Origin of the sequence: Streptomyces sp. NBC_00289 (genome assembly GCF_041435115.1) — a bacterium.
In the GTDB taxonomy this organism is placed as follows: Bacteria; Actinomycetota; Actinomycetes; order Streptomycetales; family Streptomycetaceae; genus Streptomyces.
This window is the reverse complement of sequence record NZ_CP108046.1, coordinates 4,988,225-5,005,700: the sequence shown is the minus strand read 5'-3', so window position 1 is coordinate 5,005,700 and position 17,476 is coordinate 4,988,225. Positions and strand designations below refer to the sequence as shown.

At 68.6% G+C, this 17,476-nt stretch carries 15 protein-coding genes, 1 tRNA gene and 2 pseudogenes; 7 read left to right on the top strand and 11 right to left on the bottom strand.

Annotated elements, in window-relative coordinates:
• Window positions 1-17 precede the first annotated feature (17 nt).
• Window positions 18-1,403, bottom strand: coding sequence for a hypothetical protein (locus OG985_RS22665; protein ID WP_371674465.1), 1,386 nt, complete (start codon window positions 1,401-1,403; stop codon window positions 18-20).
• A gap of 473 nt (window positions 1,404-1,876) precedes the next feature.
• Between OG985_RS22665 and OG985_RS22660 the strand changes: the two genes are divergently transcribed.
• Window positions 1,877-3,103, top strand: a complete 1,227-nt coding sequence (locus OG985_RS22660; protein WP_371670162.1) for a hypothetical protein — start codon at window positions 1,877-1,879, stop codon at window positions 3,101-3,103.
• A 66-nt stretch (window positions 3,104-3,169) separates the two neighbouring features.
• The gene (locus tag OG985_RS22655) at window positions 3,170-3,958 is read left to right on the top strand and encodes a calcium-binding protein (RefSeq protein WP_371670161.1); all 789 of its coding nucleotides are present in this window, start codon (window positions 3,170-3,172) and stop codon (window positions 3,956-3,958) included.
• Window positions 3,959-4,109: 151 nt separating this feature from the next.
• Here the strand turns inward: OG985_RS22655 and OG985_RS22650 are convergent, their stop codons facing one another.
• Window positions 4,110-4,466 carry a carboxymuconolactone decarboxylase gene (locus tag OG985_RS22650; RefSeq protein ID WP_371670160.1) on the bottom strand — a complete coding sequence of 119 codons (357 nt, stop codon included), beginning with the start codon at window positions 4,464-4,466 and terminating at the stop codon, window positions 4,110-4,112.
• A 129-nt stretch (window positions 4,467-4,595) separates the two neighbouring features.
• Here OG985_RS22650 and OG985_RS22645 point away from each other — a divergent pair.
• A pseudogene (locus OG985_RS22645) lies at window positions 4,596-4,799 on the top strand (DDE-type integrase/transposase/recombinase); the annotation flags it as partial.
• 154 nt (window positions 4,800-4,953) lie between these two features.
• On the opposite strand, the gene OG985_RS22640 reads toward OG985_RS22645, so the two are convergent.
• The 4 genes and pseudogenes from OG985_RS22640 to OG985_RS22625 all read right to left on the bottom strand — a co-directional run.
• A complete protein-coding gene (locus OG985_RS22640) occupies window positions 4,954-5,235 on the bottom strand; it encodes a hypothetical protein (RefSeq protein ID WP_371670159.1) in 282 nt (93 codons plus the stop codon).
• Between the two features lie 583 nt (window positions 5,236-5,818).
• Window positions 5,819-7,222: a VanZ family protein gene (locus tag OG985_RS22635; RefSeq protein ID WP_371670158.1), complete on the bottom strand. Its 1,404-nt coding sequence runs from the start codon at window positions 7,220-7,222 to the stop codon at window positions 5,819-5,821.
• 86 nt (window positions 7,223-7,308) lie between these two features.
• Window positions 7,309-7,659 carry a hypothetical protein gene (locus tag OG985_RS22630; protein WP_371670157.1) on the bottom strand — a complete coding sequence of 117 codons (351 nt, stop codon included), beginning with the start codon at window positions 7,657-7,659 and terminating at the stop codon, window positions 7,309-7,311.
• Window positions 7,660-8,623: 964 nt separating this feature from the next.
• Window positions 8,624-8,965, bottom strand: a pseudogene (locus tag OG985_RS22625) (hypothetical protein); the annotation flags it as partial.
• Between the two features lie 57 nt (window positions 8,966-9,022).
• Here OG985_RS22625 and OG985_RS22620 point away from each other — a divergent pair.
• On the top strand, window positions 9,023-9,148 hold the full coding sequence (locus OG985_RS22620; protein WP_371670156.1) for a hypothetical protein: 126 nt from the start codon (window positions 9,023-9,025) through the stop codon (window positions 9,146-9,148).
• Between the two features lie 90 nt (window positions 9,149-9,238).
• Here OG985_RS22620 and OG985_RS22615 read toward each other — a convergent pair.
• A tRNA-Gly gene (locus OG985_RS22615) sits at window positions 9,239-9,312 on the bottom strand.
• Window positions 9,313-9,852: 540 nt separating this feature from the next.
• Here OG985_RS22615 and dcd point away from each other — a divergent pair.
• The 3 genes from dcd (at window position 9,853) to OG985_RS22600 (ending at window position 11,561) form a co-directional block, all read left to right on the top strand.
• Window positions 9,853-10,428, top strand: a complete 576-nt coding sequence (dcd, locus tag OG985_RS22610) for a dCTP deaminase (RefSeq protein WP_371670155.1) — start codon at window positions 9,853-9,855, stop codon at window positions 10,426-10,428.
• A 2-nt stretch (window positions 10,429-10,430) separates the two neighbouring features.
• Window positions 10,431-10,940: a phosphoribosyltransferase gene (locus OG985_RS22605; protein WP_371670154.1), complete on the top strand. Its 510-nt coding sequence runs from the start codon at window positions 10,431-10,433 to the stop codon at window positions 10,938-10,940.
• 132 nt (window positions 10,941-11,072) lie between these two features.
• The gene (locus OG985_RS22600) at window positions 11,073-11,561 is read left to right on the top strand and encodes a hypothetical protein (protein ID WP_371670153.1); all 489 of its coding nucleotides are present in this window, start codon (window positions 11,073-11,075) and stop codon (window positions 11,559-11,561) included.
• A 104-nt stretch (window positions 11,562-11,665) separates the two neighbouring features.
• Here OG985_RS22600 and OG985_RS22595 read toward each other — a convergent pair whose 3' ends face one another.
• The 4 genes from OG985_RS22595 to OG985_RS22580 form a co-directional block, all read right to left on the bottom strand.
• A complete protein-coding gene (locus OG985_RS22595) occupies window positions 11,666-12,703 on the bottom strand; it encodes a Yip1 family protein (RefSeq protein WP_371670152.1) in 1,038 nt (345 codons plus the stop codon).
• Window positions 12,704-12,940: 237 nt separating this feature from the next.
• Window positions 12,941-14,119 carry an IS4 family transposase gene (locus tag OG985_RS22590; protein ID WP_371669879.1) on the bottom strand — a complete coding sequence of 393 codons (1,179 nt, stop codon included), beginning with the start codon at window positions 14,117-14,119 and terminating at the stop codon, window positions 12,941-12,943.
• A 152-nt stretch (window positions 14,120-14,271) separates the two neighbouring features.
• Window positions 14,272-15,723, bottom strand: a complete 1,452-nt coding sequence (locus OG985_RS22585; RefSeq protein WP_371670151.1) for an FG-GAP-like repeat-containing protein — start codon at window positions 15,721-15,723, stop codon at window positions 14,272-14,274.
• Between the two features lie 75 nt (window positions 15,724-15,798).
• Complete coding sequence (locus OG985_RS22580) at window positions 15,799-17,304, bottom strand: VCBS repeat-containing protein (RefSeq protein ID WP_371670150.1); 1,506 nt, start codon at window positions 17,302-17,304, stop codon at window positions 15,799-15,801.
• Between the last annotated feature and the right edge of the window lie 172 nt (window positions 17,305-17,476).

Here is a 17,476-nt window from a genome sequence, read left to right as displayed (position 1 = left end):
AATTCAGTTCACGGAATTCAGTTCACGGTGAAGAAGTAGTCGTAGGGCGCCAGTCGGATGCCGGAGCGGGTCGTCGCGTAGACCGTGAGGTCGTGGAAGCCGTCGGACTGCGGGGTCCAGTCGAGGCTCGCGGTGTGGTCGGCGCCCGCGGCGACGGTGACCTCCGGGTCCCCGTTGAAGGAGTACGTGTAGCTCACGACGCCCTTCACCTTCGGCGTGAACGTGAAGCTGCCCGGGACGCCGACGCCGCCGCTCGAACCGTTCTCCGGGTAGGCGTCCGAAGCGACGGTGGGAGTGGTGTCGTAGCCGATGCCCCACGACGCCGAGTCGCTGACCCAGCCGTTCGCGCTTTCGCTGGTCACACGGAGATGCTCACCGTAGATGCCGTCCAGCGCGAGCTTCACCTCCGCCGTGCCGTCGGCCGCCGCCGTGACGTCGAAGGCCTTGTCGCTCTGACCGCCGATGGTCTGCACGGAGTAGCTGACGACCGGGCTCGTCGACTGGAGCGCCGCGTCGGGCCGGAGTGTGAAGGTGGCCGGTTCGCCGAACTCGGGCGAGGCGACGGCCGGGGTGACGGTGGGCGCGGTGGAGCCGACGCGGAACGTGTAGCTGGTGATCGCCGACCCGTTGAAGGCCCGGTCCAGGCTCCGCACCCACAGGGTCATCACGCCGGCGCCGGTCGGCGGGACCAGGCTGAGCGTGGCCGAACCGCCGGGGGCGTCGGCGCGCGTGAAGTACCGCGCGTCCGCGTACGGGTCGACGGGCTGCGGAACGCCGTGGTCACCGATGCTCGTGCCGATGACCGGGAGGTCCTGCTGCCAGGAGAACTCGAACCCGGTGACGTCGTCGACGCCGTTGGCGCCCAACGTGAACCTGACCGGCTCGCCGCCCTGGTTCCAGTCGTCCGGCGGGTAGTTCGGTGAGGAAAGGGTGGGCGCGTTCGCCGGGCGGGTGTTGTCGATCGTGACGTGACAGGGAGCCGACCAGTCCGAGGCCGCGCCCCCGGCCACCGTCTGCGCCCGCCACGCGTAGGTCTGTCCGTCGGCGAGCGCCTCGGCGGGCAGGGTGCCCGGGGCCTCGGACCCTGGGAAGACACGGTCGCGGGTGACCGTCGTCGTGTGCGTCGGATCGGCGACCGGCCAGACCTGGTACCGCACGGTGACCGGGGAGTTGCCGGAGGAGTCGGTGGTTCCGGGGATGCCCTCGACGACAAGGCCCTCGCGGGCCCCGAGGTACGTGGGCCGGTCCGCGTCGGTCGAGCAGTTCCGGTAGCCGTTGAACAACTGGGTGGGTGTGGTCGGCGTCGCCGCCGCCGCGCTCGCGGGTGACGCGGCGGCGGCCAGTGCCAGGCCGAGAGTTCCCAGAGAAGCGAGGACGGCGCGCGATCTCGCGCCGAAGGACATGGTCAAGTGATCCCTCCCGTGGTGATGCCCGTTCACCGGTGCCGGGCAGGGCGCCGGTGAACGGGCGGCGAGGGGATCGTACGGGGCGCCGGGTGTCAACGCGTGTGAATTAAAGGGCAGTTGGGTGAACAGGCGAGCCCTTGCCGACCGGACATCGGGGCCTGCCACCGAGGGGCCGGCGGGCGGCGTCGAGCGCCCCGCTCACACTGACCCGCCCTGCCCCGGCTGGTGGTCCGGTTCCTGACGAGGCAATCCTCGATTCCCTCGGTCCGCACCGCGCTGTGACGTTTCGGCATGCAGGTGCGCTGCATACTCCGAGCCGGTCTTTGTGACGGCTGTGACTGAACCATGGATATGTGAAACGGGGGATGAGGGTGGCACCGCGTGCACCACGTCATCGGCGTTCGTTGAAGCGTCGTTTCCTTGCGGGGGCTTCTGTCGCTGCGGCGGCCGGGCTTGCGGTCACCGCGACGATGGCCATCAACGCCGAGGCGGCGTGGACATCGGCATGGAACGTGTCGGCGTCCGGCTGGTTCGCCGCCGACTCGCCCCAGGTCTCCGTCGACCGCCAGGGCGACGCCCTGCTGGCCTGGACGGCCGGCGACCTGTCGACGACGTACTCCTACCAGCGGGTCCAGACCAGGGTGAAGTTCGCGAGCGGCACCACGGGAGCGATCCGCACCCTGTCGCCGGACGGCGCCGCGGTGTCCTGGCCGGAGATCGCCTCCGACGACACCGGGGACTCGGCGGTGGTCTGGCAACAGGACAGCGAGGTCGTGGGCCGGCGGGTCGCGGCCTCCGGCAGCCTCGTCGGACCGCTCCAGAAGTTTTCCACGTCGGCGCCCGCGACCACCCCGGTCGTCGCCGTGACCCCGGGCGGCACCGCGATGGCGGCGTGGACGGAGACCCGCGAGGGAAGCTGGTACGCGGTCGCCCGCCGCCTCAAGCTCGACGGCACGCTCGGCGCGCCCATCACCCTCGGCTCGGGCTCGGCCGAGAAGCCGGCCATCGGCGTCGACCGGAACGGCCAGTTCGTCGTCGCCTGGGCGCGGGCCTCGGACGTCGTGGCCAAGCGGATCACCTCGACGTCCGTCTCCTCGACGAAGGTGCTCACCTCGCCGATCGCGTCGTACGGCGGTTTCGGCATGGTGCGGGTCGGCGTCGACCGGGACGGCGACGCGGTCATCAGCTACCACTCCGGCGGCGGCGCCGTCTCGCAGGTCTGGGCCTCTCGCTGGAGCCGCACCGGCACCCTGGCGGCCCCGCTGCGCATCTCGGCCGCCACGGACAACGTGGGCTTCCACCATGCCCTCGCGACGGACCTCGACGGCGACTCGATGATCGTGTGGACCCGCTACAACAACGGCAAGCTCGAGTTGCTCGGCCGTCGGCTGTCCGCGGGCGGCACCCGTGGCAGCGTCACCGTCCTCGGTCTCGGCGACCGGCCCGACCTGGCCCTCGACGACGACGGCGACGGCATGCTGGTGTTCCACACGGTCGTTCCCAAGTCGACGCCTCCGTACAGCTACACGAAGACCAGCGCCCGACTGATCAGCCGCTCCGGGACGTTCGGCACCACCAGGACATTGACGTCGGATGGCCGCGTGCCCCAGGTCGACGCCCGCCCGAGCTCCCGGTTCACGGTGATCTGGCAGCAGGAGACCTTCCCGTACACGATCAAGTCCGTCACCGGTCCCTGAGCGGCGTCAACTGCCCCGCCGTGCCACGCCCGGCGGTTCCTACTCATCGCTCCGTGAAGGAGATACATGCGCAAGCGCGCTGCCCTTGCCCTGCTCACCGCCGTCACCGGACTGGCCGGCCTCGCCGTACCCGGTGCCTACGCGGACGAGACCGTGGGCGACATCCAGATCAGCGGCGTCGCCGTCAACGGTGGCAAGAACATCGTGGTCGACACGGCCGATAAAACGGTCACGGTCTCGGTGACGGCCACCGACCCGTCGGGCATCTGGGATGCGGATTTCTACCTGTGGCAAGGCCCGGACGGCACCGACCCGTACTACAGCGCCGACGGCTACATCCTGCCCAACGAGAACACCACCCCGGCGGACTGCGTCGCCTCCAGCAGCACGACGTCCACCTGCTCGAAGACCTTCACCTTCGAACCGGATTGGTGGCTCACGAACGCCGATGCCGGCACATGGAAGGTCGGTGTCCAGGTGTCGGCCAACGACGACAGCTGGGCCGAGCGGTGGACCTACACCACCACCCGCCTTCAGCGGCACTCCAAGCTGACCGCCAACGCGGGTCCTGAGCCGATCGCCAAGGGCAAGACGCTCACCGTCACCGGCAAGCTCACCCGGGCCAACTGGGACACCCTCGACTACCGCGGCTACGCGAATCAGCCGGTCAAGCTCCAGTTCCGCAAGGCCGGCAGCACGACCTACACCACCATCAAGACCGTGAACGCCTCCAGCACCGGCAACCTGACGACCACCGCCCCCGCGTCCGAAGACGGCTACTGGCGCTGGAACTTCGCAGGCACCTCCACCACGCCGCCCGTCAACGCGGCCGGCGACTTCGTGGACGTGCAATAACCGAACGCCGCTCACGACAGCCCACACGCGCACGGTGCCCTCGCTCCCCTGGAGGGGAGCAAGGGCACCCTCAGCTCTGGCTCAGCCACGCTTTTCGTGGAGTCGCGCAGAGCAAGAATCCCTTGTCGCTCAGGAGCGCACGGGCAGCGCTCTATGAAGCGCTACGGCTCTCGGCTTCGGCCCGGGCCATTGCTACGGCTTCGCTCTCGACCAGGGCGAGCGCGACACCGAACGCCTCCGCGATGTGGCCTGCGGCCGACATCACGCGTGCTGTTCCCACGACGGGTGCGATGGCGACCAGCAGATCCTGCAACTGCTCGATCGTGAAGTCGGACTTCATCGCAGGGTCGATGTGGGCCAGGTAGGAGATTGCCGGCGCGTCCATGGCCACGAGTGCGGCAATGCGGGCCTGGATGAGCGAGCGCTTGTCCAGGTGGCAGTGCTCGATGGAGTCGATGGTCATGGCGGCGAGCGTGTCGAGTACGGGAGTCTCAGATGCGGTGGCCATGGTGGACAGCCTTTCAGTGCTGTAGGGAGCCGAGGCGCCCCGCTGAACGCGGGAATCCCCCTCGAGGCCCGGCGATGTCAAGCGTAAGCACCGCCAGGTGGCGGCGCTCGTCGAGCCGCCGGCGCGGTGAACGAGCTGTGGCTGACTGACATCACCGAACACCTCACCAATGAAGGCGAGTTGTGTCTTCGCGCGGTCAAGGACGCATTCTCCGGCGGGATCGTCGGCAACTCCATCTCCAGCCGGATGCGGGCACGGCTCGCGGTGAATGCGCTGAACGACGCGGTCGCCCGCCGAGGTGACGTCGCCGGCGGCGTCGTCCACCGACGACGCCGCGCCGACGGGCCCAGGTACCGATGATCACGTTGTCGCCGGTCGGACGAACCCTGGTCCCGTTCCCCCTGGGAATCCCGCACTCACCTGCAAGAGACGTCACTCCACCGACACCGGGCCGGGAGACCCGGTGGGCGGAGTGGCTTCGGCGGGCCTAGCGGGCGGGAGATCCGCTGTGGGCGTCGGACGTGGACTGCCACGCCTGCATGCCCGCTCGGGACGCCTCCTTGGCCTGCCGCCACTTCATGGCTGCCTGCTGGGTCGGGGGCACGTCCATGTCGCGGATCATGCGCCGGCCTGCTGCGAACACGGCGGAGGCCGCGACAGTCATGCCGACGCAGGCCACCACGGCACCGGCCGCGGTGAGCGCCGCACCGGTCGTGACGAGCCGAGTGTCGATCTCTGTCGTCCGCTGGGACTGGTGGTGATGGTTCATGACTCCACCATCCGACGGGGGGAACCAGATCGCATCTTCGCGGGCTGCCTGTCGGAGCTCGGCGGAGCCTGCTCGACGGGCCCCTACCGACTCCCGCTCTGACCGAGCGAGCCCTCAGGAAGACCCGGTTCCCCACCGGGGTGGGGCTCGGCCCAACAGCTCCCCCTCTGTCAGAGCGGGCCGCGGTTCGCGGGTCTCGTTCACCCACCCCACAGGCTCACGCTCACGCCCACGCCCACGCCCACGCCCACGGCGACGGCGACGGCGACGGACGGTGGACCGGCCACGACAGGGACGGTTTCGCCGGCGGAGGACGCGGCATTCCCTACCGGGCGGAGCGCCGAGATGGGGGACCATGGGAGCGTCGAGCTTATCGACGGACGGGACATCCGGGTGACGGCGGACGCGGCAGGCGCCGCCGACGCGACACGCTCGTTAATTGTCATTGCGGCCGTAGCTGCACGCGAAGGAGTACCCGAGCCATCCAGTGCGGGGGCTCTATTGCATCGCTCGGCATCCAGCTCGGGAGGGGTGGGATGCTCCCGTTCGGCCTCGGGCTGGGGCGGAACTTGTTGACGCCGGGTCAGCTGGTCTTGAGAAGGTGCCCGCCGCTGTCGTATACCTGGCCGGTGACGGCGTTCACGCGGTACATGTCAACCGCTGCCGCCTCCTGCGAAGCATCGCTCTCTCCGTTGCTGGGCCACGCCACGTTCACAAGCCAATTCGGCTGCCAATTGCCGTCTTGCTCGACCGCCTTTACGGTGACTGCTTTGCTGTGCCATTCTGCGCCAGTGTTTCCATTGTCTCGAAGTTGTGCCGCTACCGCCTTGTTTACTGCCTTTTCGGCCTGCCCGGCGTCAAGTTTGGCTTTGGGAATCTCTGCCCGGGTCGGGCCAAGGGTGACGTCAATCTGAGATACACGCCCGGCCCTGTCTACCTGGACGTCCAACATCCTGGGCATCAGAACGCTGTTGTGAGTCCACCTCCAGGCTGTGATCCAGCCGAGTTCGGCCTTTACCCCCACGGGGACCGTTTCTGTCATGGTCGCGCCTATCGCCCACGGATACCTTCGCTGGGCGTACGACTTCGTGACTCGAGAGGCTGCTGCATCGCTAGACGGGGCTTTCGCGCCTTCCACCGGGTATCCCATGGCGGTAGGCCGGTCGCTGTTCTCCAGCTGTACGTTCAGGTGCTTCCTGTCCGGCCAGGAAAGGCTCCCCGTGCCGAAGGCTTCAGAGTGTCCGTCTTCATGGCTGTGCAGGTTGAAGATGATGTTGGTGCATGACGAGTCCCCACACGGCTGCTCGTACAGCTGCCCGATCTTGTAACGGTCGCCGAATGCCTCTTTCACGGCGGCCTCAACGGCCTGCTTCTGCTCGGAGTCTGCGTCGGCGAGGCTGCTGCCGTCAACGTTCGTGAAGTCGAGCATCGGGCGCGCTAGTCCCGATCCCAGGAGGATCAGTGTCGTGAAGGCAATCAACGTCCCCTTTATGCCCGCCTGCCAGGCGAGCGAGTGGCGGATCGTGAGCACAATCGCAACGAGGGCGAGGCCCATCAAACCTCCGATGATGTTCATCTCGGCGTCTGAGCTATCGCATACGCGTCCTAGGCCATTGACGGTGGCCTGAGTGAACTCGATGGCCAGGGGCAGCGCGATGACGCCGAATAGGGCAGGTAGCGGGCGACGGATGGCCAAGAGGGCGCATGCGCCAACGGGGACCATCATGGCAAGGTTCCACAACCCTTGCGTGGTGTGAAAGGGCTCGGCGAATTCATGGCTAAGGACGCATGCGCCGCTGGCCGAGTCGGCGCCCATAAACGTGACACCGAGGACGCCGGTGAGAACAAAGGCGAGTCCGGACCACCATGCGCCGTGAGGGTTCCTCCGTTTATGGGCGAGCGTCCACGCTGCGCCGCCGCAAATGAGGCCGATCAATGTGCACACGGCCAGATAGCCGATGTGGTGCTGGAAGATCGCGGAAAACACGGCGCGGTTCCTTGCGTGGTCAGGTCAAGGCGAGCGGGACTGAGGACAGAGCCCCGCCCTGACGGGCGGGGCCATGGGGCTCTGGTTCAGCAGTGCGAGGTAGGCGTCTGGTACGTGCTGCCGGCGCTCATCAGGCCGATTATGTTCGAGCAATAGGCGCTGGCCCCCAGCGACCACGTGTTGCGCTTCGTCTGGCCCGAGCTGATGGAGACGGCGCTGGCGTAGTGGCTGGTCCCCGAGCGCGAGTAACCAAGCTTGATGGAGATGGTAGATCCGCTCTTCTTGTAGTACTCGGTGCCGACGTTGCCGCTCGAACTCTGGTGGACGGCCAGGATGCCGTTGTCCAGCGAGGTGCACCGTTCCATGGGCTCGTTGGTGGCGGTGTAGCCAGAGCTGTCACAGTAGGTGACGGCCGAGGCGGTCGGCGCGCTGACCATGACAGATCCTGCTGCGATAGCAAGGGCGGTGAGAGTGGCGTTGGCAACTCTGCGGCGCATGGATGGGGTCCCCTTAAGGTGTAATGCACATGCCAACCTCCCCGGCGCGCGGAGAAGTGGTGTTAGGTGGAAGGTGTTGTGATCACCTGATCACGCGCTGCCTGTCTAGTGAAGATCACTTGACTGTTTCATGGGCATCCTCTGAGCTTCCCCTGAGGTTTGATCCACTAGCCGCGTTACGGTTATGGAGCGAGAACGGGCAACTGGCGGACCTGCAAAGCAGCAGTCCCGGCCCTAGACGCTGGGCGAGTGGCTCGCCTACTGGCTGGAGCACATTGTCGCTCCGGAACGCGAGCACAACACGTACTCCAAGTACGAGTCCAACGTGAAGCTCCACCTCCGTGCCTCATCTCGGGAAGGATCCGCTACTCGAGCTCACCCCGGCACAGATCCGCGCCTTCATGGCCGCGCTGCGCGGGAGAAGGTCGGCGCCTTCGCCCGCTTCGAGGTCCTCCGCGTCCTCCGTAACGCGCTCAACCCGGCCATGCCCGAGGGGCTGGTCACATGCAACGTCGCCCTGTTGCTCGACATGACCAAGGCGCCCAAAGACAAGGCCCAGCTCCCATCCCGTCCGCCATGGGCCGCGTCTGCTTGGCTTTGCCTGGGTCGGCGTGGACGGGATGGGAGCTCCATAACGGGCCTGCAGTGGGGAACGGCGCCCCCTCCATCCCGGTGCCGGCCGATCCCCCCCGCCGGAGGCATTGTCTTGACCGCAGGCGCTCTATACGGTGATCGACGCATGGCCACCGGCCCTATCCACATGTGGGCGCGCGTCGGCGGCGGCAGCGCCGAGCGGGCCGGAGGCAGGAGCGCGGGCGCAGCCAGAGCCGGGAAGCGCGTCCGGCGGAGCGGAGCCGGGTGCTTTGAACCAGTAGAGAGAGTTGTAACTCAGTCGGTCGCATGGGGCTGGAAGTTCGATGCCCCGCCGGTGTGCGACCGGTAGGAAGATGACTGGGCGAACTGTCCATGTGATGCGTGTGCCGGCCTGGTCGACGGTGACTGCGCAGGGTTCCGCTCGGAGTAGTGCTCGCCTGGTGTCGCTGTGCCCTTCGTGCAGCCACTCCCACGCCTGCTCTGAGGCTGCGGTGTCGAGTGCTGGGCTGATCGTGCGCAGTGCGATGACTGTCCAGCGGTCTGCCTGCGCGGGCGAGTAGGCGTCGAAAGAGGCGTGTAGTGCGGGAGGTTGGGCGGTGTCGAGGTTCTGGGTTCAGCACTCGCACCAGTAGCCGCGGGGGAGTCCGTTCACGTGCTGCCTCTCGACGGGTCGGCGACAAGCACATAGCGGGTGTTCTCGCCGTAGAGCGTGACTCGCCGTACGCAGATCGCCGAGCCCCACCCGGGCCCCGGCGGCACCTACGCCCGCCTCGAGCGGGCGAAGCACCACCCGGCCGACCGGGCGCACCAGGACGAGAAGCCCACCGGTAGTTAGCCGGACTCCTGTGGTGCGGTTGTCGTGCGCCAGCCGCCCACCAGTCTGGACAACAAAGAACCCCCGGGTCATCGACCTGGGGGTTTCGCATGGAGCGGGTGACGAGAATCGAACTCGCGCTCTCAGCTTGGGAAGCTGATGTTCTACCATTAAACTACACCCGCGTAAGACGCCGGTCGGTGCCGGTGTCGGAACGCGTGGTCACTTTACCCCATGCCTGGCCCCTGGCGCTGAAGCCCTGGGGCCAGGGTGCGTTCCAGGGGGGTGACGGGGCTGCGGGGGGCCGGAGTTGGGGCGTACGGTGGAGATGTGGGGCGGGGTCCGGGTGGGCCGGGGTGCCGCCTGCAGGGTCCTCCTGTTGATCCCGTAATGTGGCTTTTGTCGTCAGGGCAACTAGCCAGATGCGGCTCTTGGGGAAGGGACTCTTGGACTTGATGGAGCGCACCGTCGTCCGTTGTGCCGATGGGCACGTGTTCAGTACCGCTTCGTTCCCGATGCAGCAGGCCGAGCGGCTCGGCCCCGGTCGGCTCCTGCGGTGTCCACGGTGTGCCCGGCTCCGCAGTGTGGTGCCGGTGACCTTGGCAGTGGTGAGGAGCGGGCAGAGGCCGTAGGGAGCGGTGGGCAGCAGGCTCTCGGCCGAGTAGTGCGGGCGCGCGGGTCCGACCGATGGTGGTCGGCCCGCGCGCCTTGCGTATCCTCGGGGCGTGCTTCTCTCAGACAAGGACATCCGGGCCGAGATCGACGCCGGGCGGGTGCGGATCGATCCCTTCGACGATTCCATGGTGCAGCCGTCGAGTATCGACGTGCGCCTCGACCGCTACTTCCGGGTGTTCGAGAACCACCGGTACCCCCACATCGATCCCTCCGTCGAGCAGGCCGATCTGACGCGGCTCGTGGAGCCGGAGGGGGACGAGCCGTTCATCCTGCATCCCGGGGAGTTCGTGCTCGCCTCCACCTACGAGCTCATCACCCTCCCCGACGATCTCGCTTCGCGGCTCGAGGGCAAGAGTTCCCTCGGCCGGCTCGGCCTTGTCACCCACTCCACCGCCGGGTTCATCGACCCCGGGTTCTCCGGGCATGTCACGCTCGAGCTGTCGAACGTCGCCACCCTGCCGATCAAGCTCTGGCCGGGCATGAAGATCGGGCAGCTGTGCATGTTCCGGCTCAGCTCGCCGGCCGAGTTCCCCTACGGCAGTGAGCGGTACGGATCGCGGTACCAGGGGCAGCGGGGGCCCACCGCCTCCCGGTCGTTCCTCAACTTCCACCGGACGCAGGTGTGAGCGTGGGCGACGGGCGCGAGAACCTCACCTACGAGCGGTTCGGCGTCGCCGTTCGCGAGCTGGCGCAGACCATCGCCGACGACGGGTACGAGCCGGACATCGTGCTGAGCATCGCCCGCGGCGGGGTGTTCGTCGCCGGCGGGCTCGCCTATGCCCTGGACTGCAAGAACATCCACCTGGTGAACGTCGAGTTCTACACCGGCGTGGGTACGACGCTCGAGATGCCCGTCATGCTCGCGCCCGTGCCGGACACGGTCGACTTCTCCGACAAGAAGGTCCTCATCACCGACGACGTCGCCGACACCGGCAAGACGCTCAAGCTGGTGCGCGACTTCTGCCTCGACGCGGTCGCCGAGGTCCGCAGCGCCGTCGTCTACGAGAAGTCGCAGTCGCTCGTGAAATGCGAGTACGTGTGGAAGCGGACCGACGCCTGGATCAACTTCCCGTGGAGTGTGCTACCCCCGGTGCGCAAGCCCGGCGCGCCGATCACGCCGTCCAGCGAGGCTCTCTGAGCAACCGCCGTCGCAGGGGCTTGTCTCCGTGTTCGCCGTCGTCGGCGAAGTGTCGAGCGGACGCGCGCCGTTAGCGGGTGGTCCTCATCTGGGTAGCACTCCCCGGTGGACTGGATATCTCCCGTGGGGACCTTGGCCGGAGCTGTGGTGGGTGTGGGCTCCGCGCTGATCGCCGAACGTCTCCGCTGGCGCCGTGACCAGGAGAAAGAAGGGGCCCAGACGCGTCGGGTCGTGTACTCCGACTTCCTCATGGCACTGAGCCGGGGACACTCCGACATGCGTACCGTCGTCCTTCGCTCCGATCAGCCGACCGGCGACCGGCTCTACGGGGATCTCCATCAGGCTCTCGACGGCTCGGGCATCTGGCGCCTGCGGCAGAGCCTGTCGCTCACCGCTTCGGCGGAGATCATCCAGCTGGCCGTGCGGGCCTGCGACGCGTTGACCGCGATGCGGGACCGGCTCGTCGAAGATCCCGACATCAGGGCAGACGCCTACCTCCTGTGCCGGGCCGACCTGTGGCGGGAGAACGCGCAACTCCGTGAAGCCATGCGAAAGGACCTGGGGATGGGTGGTCCACCGGATCCCGAGGTCGGGCAGTACCGGTATCCCGCCGCTCCGTGATCCCCGTCCGGCGTTCCGGGCGGGTTCTCGACGCCTGACGGGGGACGGTGAGGGCTCCCGGTGATGTGCGCCGGGAGCCCGTTGTGTCGTACGTCGTGGTGCTGTCAGAGCGTGCCGAGTTTCACGATCGACAGCAGGGCGATCAGCTGGATAGACGACGCGCCCAGTGCCTTCGGCCAGGGAAGGTCGTGGGAGCGGGCGACCATGAGGGTCAGCAGGGCGCCGGCCGCGACCCAGGTGGCCCAGCCCAGGGCCTGGACGAAGGTCGCCTCGCCGCCGAAGAACATGGCGAAGACGAGGCGGGGCGCGTCGGTCAGGGACATGATCAGCATGGACAGGCCGACCGTGGGCTGCCAGGCGCCGTCGCCGCCGAGCTGGCGGGCCAGGGTGTGGGTGACGACGCCCAGGACGAAGGCGCTCAGCACCATCGCCACGGCCGTCGTCAGGACGATCGGGACCGCGTTCGACAGGGTGGCGTTTATCGCGTCCTCGCGGGCGCCGTCGAAGCCGAAGACGGCGAGCAGGCCGTAGAGGAAGGTGACGATGAGGGCCGGGCCCCACATCGTGTAGTCGCGCATCTGGAGGAAGGTCTGGTTGGGGGCGGTCGCGATGCCCCTCAGCAGTTCCTTCCAGTGCAGGCGGGGGCCGATCGGGCCGGCCGGGGCCGTGCCCGCGCGGTAGGTTCCGCCCTGGACGTAGGGATCTTCGCCGACCGAGAACGCCTGGGTGTGGCCCGGGTTGTTGGCGGCGTACGGGTCCGGGCCGCCCTGCTGGTACGGGGTGCCGTCGCCGAAGTACTCCGGCTCGTCGCCGTAGCCGCCGCCCTGACCGCCGTGCCCGTTGCCGCCCTGCGGCCACTGTCCGCCGCCGCCGCCGTACTGCTGCTGCGGCGGGTACGGCTGCGGCGCCTGCGGGTAGCCGTACGACGGGCCCGCTCCCGGTCCGGGGCCCTGTCTCGGTCCCGGTCCCTGGGGGGCCTGCTGCCCGTACGGAGGTTGTTGCGGTCGCGTTTGCGGAGTGCCGTTGTTCCGGCCGCCGCGTCCGATCCTGAATCCAGCCACGCTCTCGAACGTACCTGGTCCCGGAGAGTCACGGGCCGGGCCCGGCCATCCGGACCCGGCTTTGCTGCCGACCTGTGACATCCCTTAAGGGCAATGCCGTTGCATTACGGGTCTGGGTCGGGTGGCCGGGCTCGTTTGATGCGGATGGCTTGGGTGCCGGTGTGGGTGGGTTGGGGCCAGGTTTGATGTTCAGTCCGCTTGAGCCAGTAGTTGGACATCTTGCGCTTAACGACGCGGGGCTGGCTGCGGAGCCGTCTGGCGGGCAGAAGTCTTTCCAGCAGGTCTTCTTGGAGTACCTGCAGTGCTCGGACCAGGAGCTCAGGGGGAAAAACCGCCCGGCGTGACGGTCACACTGCGCCGGGCGGAACGCAGAGTTTCGGTGAAAGAGATCCGGTCCGGGTCGAGTTGACGGGTGGCTGCGGTTCTCAGCATGAGTTCCCGCAGTGCGTGATGGACCAGGAGGTGAGCCCAGATCTGTTGGAGGACACCGTCTGGTGTCTTGCTGCTGAGGACCACCCTCGCACCGCGTTGAAAGGTCTTGATCTCGGCGAAGACGGACTCAATCTCCCAGCGCTCCCGATAGAGAGCGGCCAGCTGCCGGGCTGGGTAGCGGCGGGCGTCCAACAGCGTCGTGACCAGGCGATAGTTGCTTGCCGCAGCGTCCTCGCTGGTGCCTTTGAGTTGGTAGGCCAGCACGCGGACGTGCACCGGGTCCCGTTTTGCCGGGTCGGTGGTGGCGTGGATGTTGGAGAGCCACGATCCGTCACGCAATAGCTTGTTCACGGGCAGGACGCGGTTGGCCGGCACCCGCCAGAGCAGGTCGGCGCCGCTGTCGGTAAAGGCTCGCCACAGCGGGACGCCGAGAAATTCGCGGTCGGCCAGGACCAGCTGGCCCGCAGTGCAGGATCGGGGCAGACGGCCGACGAGGGTGACTTCACCGGTCCGGCAGCCGGCGAGTTCCGCATCGAGCACCGCATGGCTGCCCGCTTCCACCAGCGCCGCCATCCGCACCTGGACGAACGCACTGCGCTTTGCTCCGCGGCCGCTGCCGGGACGCCCGAACGCGGCCTCGTTGGCTTCCGTGTCGGCGACGTCCCAGCAGGTCCCGTCGACGGCCAACACCCGCAGACCCCGCCAGAACGCGCCCGGTGTCGACTCGTCGGCCATCGGCTTCGCGGTCGCCGCGAACAGCACCTGCAGCGGTTCAAAACCGAGCCGTTGCCGTGCTCTGAATAGCGAAGACTTCGCCGGAACATGCCAGTCGCCCAACAGTCCCAGCCCTCGCAGACCCGCGACCAGATGCCTCATGACCTCGAGATAAGGCGCAGGCGAAAACAGCGCCAGCCCCAGGACGAAATACACCACCAACCGCGCAGGAAGCAGCCGTCTCCGTTGCTCTGCCCGACCACACGCGGCCACCACCCGGTCCACCAACCCCGGCGGATACACCCACGTCAGCAGACCAAGACCCGATAAGTCCGACGCGCTCGAAGCCACCCCAACCACCCCCAGGCCCCACTCCCAAGCAGCCTACGCCCACGCCAAAAGCAACGGCATTGCCCTTAAGGGGTGTGAGGGCCGATTCCCGGAGGTCTGTCGGGGGACCGCCGTACGGGTTACGCGCGGTCCCCCGAGAAGTCCGGGCGGGGTCAGTCGGAGGCGAGCCCGTTGCCGAAGTAGGACAGGCCCGAGGGGCCGCCCAGGGTCGTGCCGCTGAAGGACTTGGCGCCGGTGGCCGTGATGCCGCCGGCCGAGCCGCGCAGGGACCACACCGCGCCCGCGCCGCCGTTCTCACCACGGGCGCCGACGGTCAGTTCGTCGCGGCCGTCGCGGCTGTTGTCGGCGAGGAGGACGGTGTCGCCGAAGTAGTCACGCGACTCGGCGCCGCCGGGGACGCCGGAGGTGTCCTGCGAGAAGGACTTGGCACCGCTGCCGGTCAGGCCGGAGGCGGAGCCGCGCAGGACGACGACCGATCCGGCGTGCGTCCTGGAGCCCAGGGATTCCTGGGGGACGCCGACCGCGATGTCGGCGTATCCGTCGCCGTTGGTGTCGCCCGCGTCGAGGCTCCAGCCGAACGCGTCGCCCTTCTCGGCGCTGCCGGGCACGCCTGCCGTGTCCTGGGTGATGCGGACCGGGGTGCGGGTGCTCAGGCCGCCGGCGGCGCCGTAGGTGACGGTGATCGCGCCACCGGTACCGCCGTTCGGCTCGGTGGCGGACTTCTCCATGAAGTTGCCGGTGACGATGTCGCCGTGGCCGTCCTTGTCGACGTCGGCGATGGCCGCGTCGTAGCCGCCCGCGAGCTTCTTGCCCGCGACCGGACCGGTGGCCGAGCCGGTGTACAGGACGCTGCGGGTGCGGTAGTCGCCGGTGCTGGTCTCCTCCTGGCCCATGACCAGCAGGTCCGTCCTGCCGTCGCCGTTGACCTCGCCGGTGACGAGCTTGTCGGCGTTGACGCCGGTCTGCTCGTAGGTGTCGATGCCGATGCGCGAGGCGGCCGTGACGGACGTGCCGTTGCGGGTGAACGGGCCGCGGAAGATGTTCAGTTCGGGCGAGGCCAGGTTGACGGCGGCCAGGTCGAGGTGACCGTCGCCGTCGAAGTCGCCGGTCGCGACGTCCCAGCCGAGTTCGTTGCGGTTCGCGGGGAGGGGGGCGGTGAGGTTGGACGCTTTCCACGTGGTGCCGGCGTCGTTGCCCCACAGGACGGTGATCACGCCCGACTCGCCGTCCGAGCCGGTCTGTTCGCCGTGCACGCCGACGATCACGTCCGTGTTGAGGTCGCCGTCCAGGTCGCCGGTGGTCAGGCGGTCGCCGAAGTAGTCGGACGTCTCCGGGGTGCCCGGTACGCCCGGCGTGGCCTGGCTGATGATCTGGCGCCGGTCGGTTCGCAGACCGCTCGGGGAGCCGTAGACCACGGCGACGTAGCCCGCGCCGGACTTGCCGCCGACCTTCGCGGTGGGCGCGGCGATGACGAGGTCCAGGTAGTTGTCGCCGTTGAAGTCGCCCCGGTACCCGGCGGGTTCGGCGGAGGCGGTGCCGGCGGGCAGGGCGGTGAGCAGGCCCGTGGTGAGGGCGGCGGCCGCCAGGAGGACGCGTTTGCGCATGCGGGATCCGATCCGGGAAGAGGCGGGGTCAGGGCCGGGGAGGAGGACGACGGTCCCCGGCCGGTGGACGGCGGCTCAGTCGGCGAAGTTGGCGCCGAAGTACGGCGAGCCCGTCGTCACGACGTCCGTCCACTGCGGGGCCACGGACTCGGAGCCGGTCGCGGTGATCTTCGTGCCGTTGGAGGGCAGGTAGGTGACCAGGCCGTTGCCCGCGTTCTCGGCGGAGCCCACGAGGAGGTCGGCCCTGCCGTCGCCGGTGACGTCGTCGAGCTTGACGTCGATGCCGAACATGTCGTCGTCCTCGCCGGTGCCGGGCACGCCGGCGGTGTCCTGGGAGAAGGACTGGGCGCCGGACGTGGTGTCCAGGCCGCTCGCCGAGCCGTAGAGGACCGTGACGGCGCCGGTGTTGGCGTCGGTGCCGATGTTCTCGCCGGCGACGCCGATCGCGAGGTCGAGGAACCCGTCGCCGTCGACGTCGCCGAGGTCCAGCTCGTAGCCGAAGAAGTCGTTGCCCTCGGCGGTGCCGGGGACGCCCGCGGTGTCCTGGGTGATGCCGGTGGAGGCGCCGGTGAGCGGGCCGCCGTCGGAGCCCTTGGTCACCCAGACCTTGCCGCCCTTCCCGGAGTCGGGGACCGGGGTTCCGTCCTGCGTGGTGGTGTTCCAGTAGGCGCCGCTGACGATGTCGCCGTAGCCGTCGGCGTCGATGTCGCCGATCGCGGTGATCACGCCGGGCTTGAGGGGCTCGGCCCCGGCGGTGTTCAGGCCGCTCGCGGAGCCGGGGATGTAGTAGTTGCGGTTCCAGCCGTAGTCGCTGGCGGTCTCGTAGCCGTCGACCACGAGGTCCGTCTCCTGGCCGCCGTTGATGTTGCCGGCGGTCAGGTTGAGGGGGCCGCCCGCGTCGGTGCCCATGATCGGGGGCTTGACGGTGTAGGTGCCGCCGGGCGTGCCGGTCGGGCCGAAGCCGCCCTTGAGGACGTGGACGGTCGCGGTGTTGCTGCCGACGGCCAGGTCGGCCTTGCCGTCGCCGTCGAAGTCGCCGGCGGCGAGGTTCTTGCCCCAGAAGTCGTGCGCGGAGCCCGCCGGGTCGGCGACGACGGAGCCGCCGTGCAGGCCGGCGGCGGAGCCCCAGAGGATCATGACGAGCCCGGCGTCCTTGTCGGTGCCGGAGTCCTCGCCCGGGGCGCTGACGGCGAGGTCGTCGTAGCCGTCGCCGTTGAAGTCGGCGTACGCGGAGTCCGAGCCGAACGAGTCGCCCGCTTCGGCGGCGCCGGGGATGCCGGAGGAGTTCTGGCTGAAGGTGGAGCTGGGGGTGTCGCCCGACAGGTCGCCGGAGAGGTCGCCGTCCGACACCCCGTCCTTGGTGCCGTACAGGGCGACGATCTGGCCGGCGCCCTTCTTGGCGTTCACGTAGGCGCCGGAGGCGGAGAAGGCGACGTCGCCGATGCCGTCCTTGTTGAAGTCGGCCTGCGGTACGGAGGTGGAGTCCGCGGCGGTCGCGGTCGTGGCCGAGAACGTGAGCAGACCGCCCGTCAGCGCGGCTGCGGCGGCCGTCGCGAGGGTGATGCGCAGATGCGTGTGCATGCGGGTTCTCCTGCGGCGCGGGATGCCTGGCGGGGCATCCGAGTCGATGGGGTGCGGCCGCCTCGCGTACGCCGGGACGGGGCCGGGAGTTGTCCGTGGTTCGTCCGTGGGTTCACGAGGCGGTCGACGATCAGGAGACCTCCGTCGGCGGGTAAGGGTTGTACGTGAGTAC

Bases quoted from the DNA above. Each gene is read 5' to 3' on its own strand.
- OG985_RS22665 (WP_371674465.1), bottom strand. From the start codon at position 1,403: ATGTCCTTCGGCGCGAGATCGCGCGCCGTCCTCGCTTCTCTGGGAACT.
- OG985_RS22660 (WP_371670162.1), top strand. From the start codon at position 1,877: ATGGCCATCAACGCCGAGGCGGCGTGGACATCGGCATGGAACGTGTCG.
- OG985_RS22655 (WP_371670161.1), top strand. From the start codon at position 3,170: ATGCGCAAGCGCGCTGCCCTTGCCCTGCTCACCGCCGTCACCGGACTG.
- OG985_RS22650 (WP_371670160.1), bottom strand. From the start codon at position 4,466: ATGGCCACCGCATCTGAGACTCCCGTACTCGACACGCTCGCCGCCATG.
- OG985_RS22640 (WP_371670159.1), bottom strand. From the start codon at position 5,235: ATGAACCATCACCACCAGTCCCAGCGGACGACAGAGATCGACACTCGG.
- OG985_RS22630 (WP_371670157.1), bottom strand. From the start codon at position 7,659: ATGGTCAGCGCGCCGACCGCCTCGGCCGTCACCTACTGTGACAGCTCT.
- OG985_RS22595 (WP_371670152.1), bottom strand. From the start codon at position 12,703: ATGTCACAGGTCGGCAGCAAAGCCGGGTCCGGATGGCCGGGCCCGGCC.
- OG985_RS22585 (WP_371670151.1), bottom strand. From the start codon at position 15,723: ATGCGCAAACGCGTCCTCCTGGCGGCCGCCGCCCTCACCACGGGCCTG.
- OG985_RS22580 (WP_371670150.1), bottom strand. From the start codon at position 17,304: ATGCACACGCATCTGCGCATCACCCTCGCGACGGCCGCCGCAGCCGCG.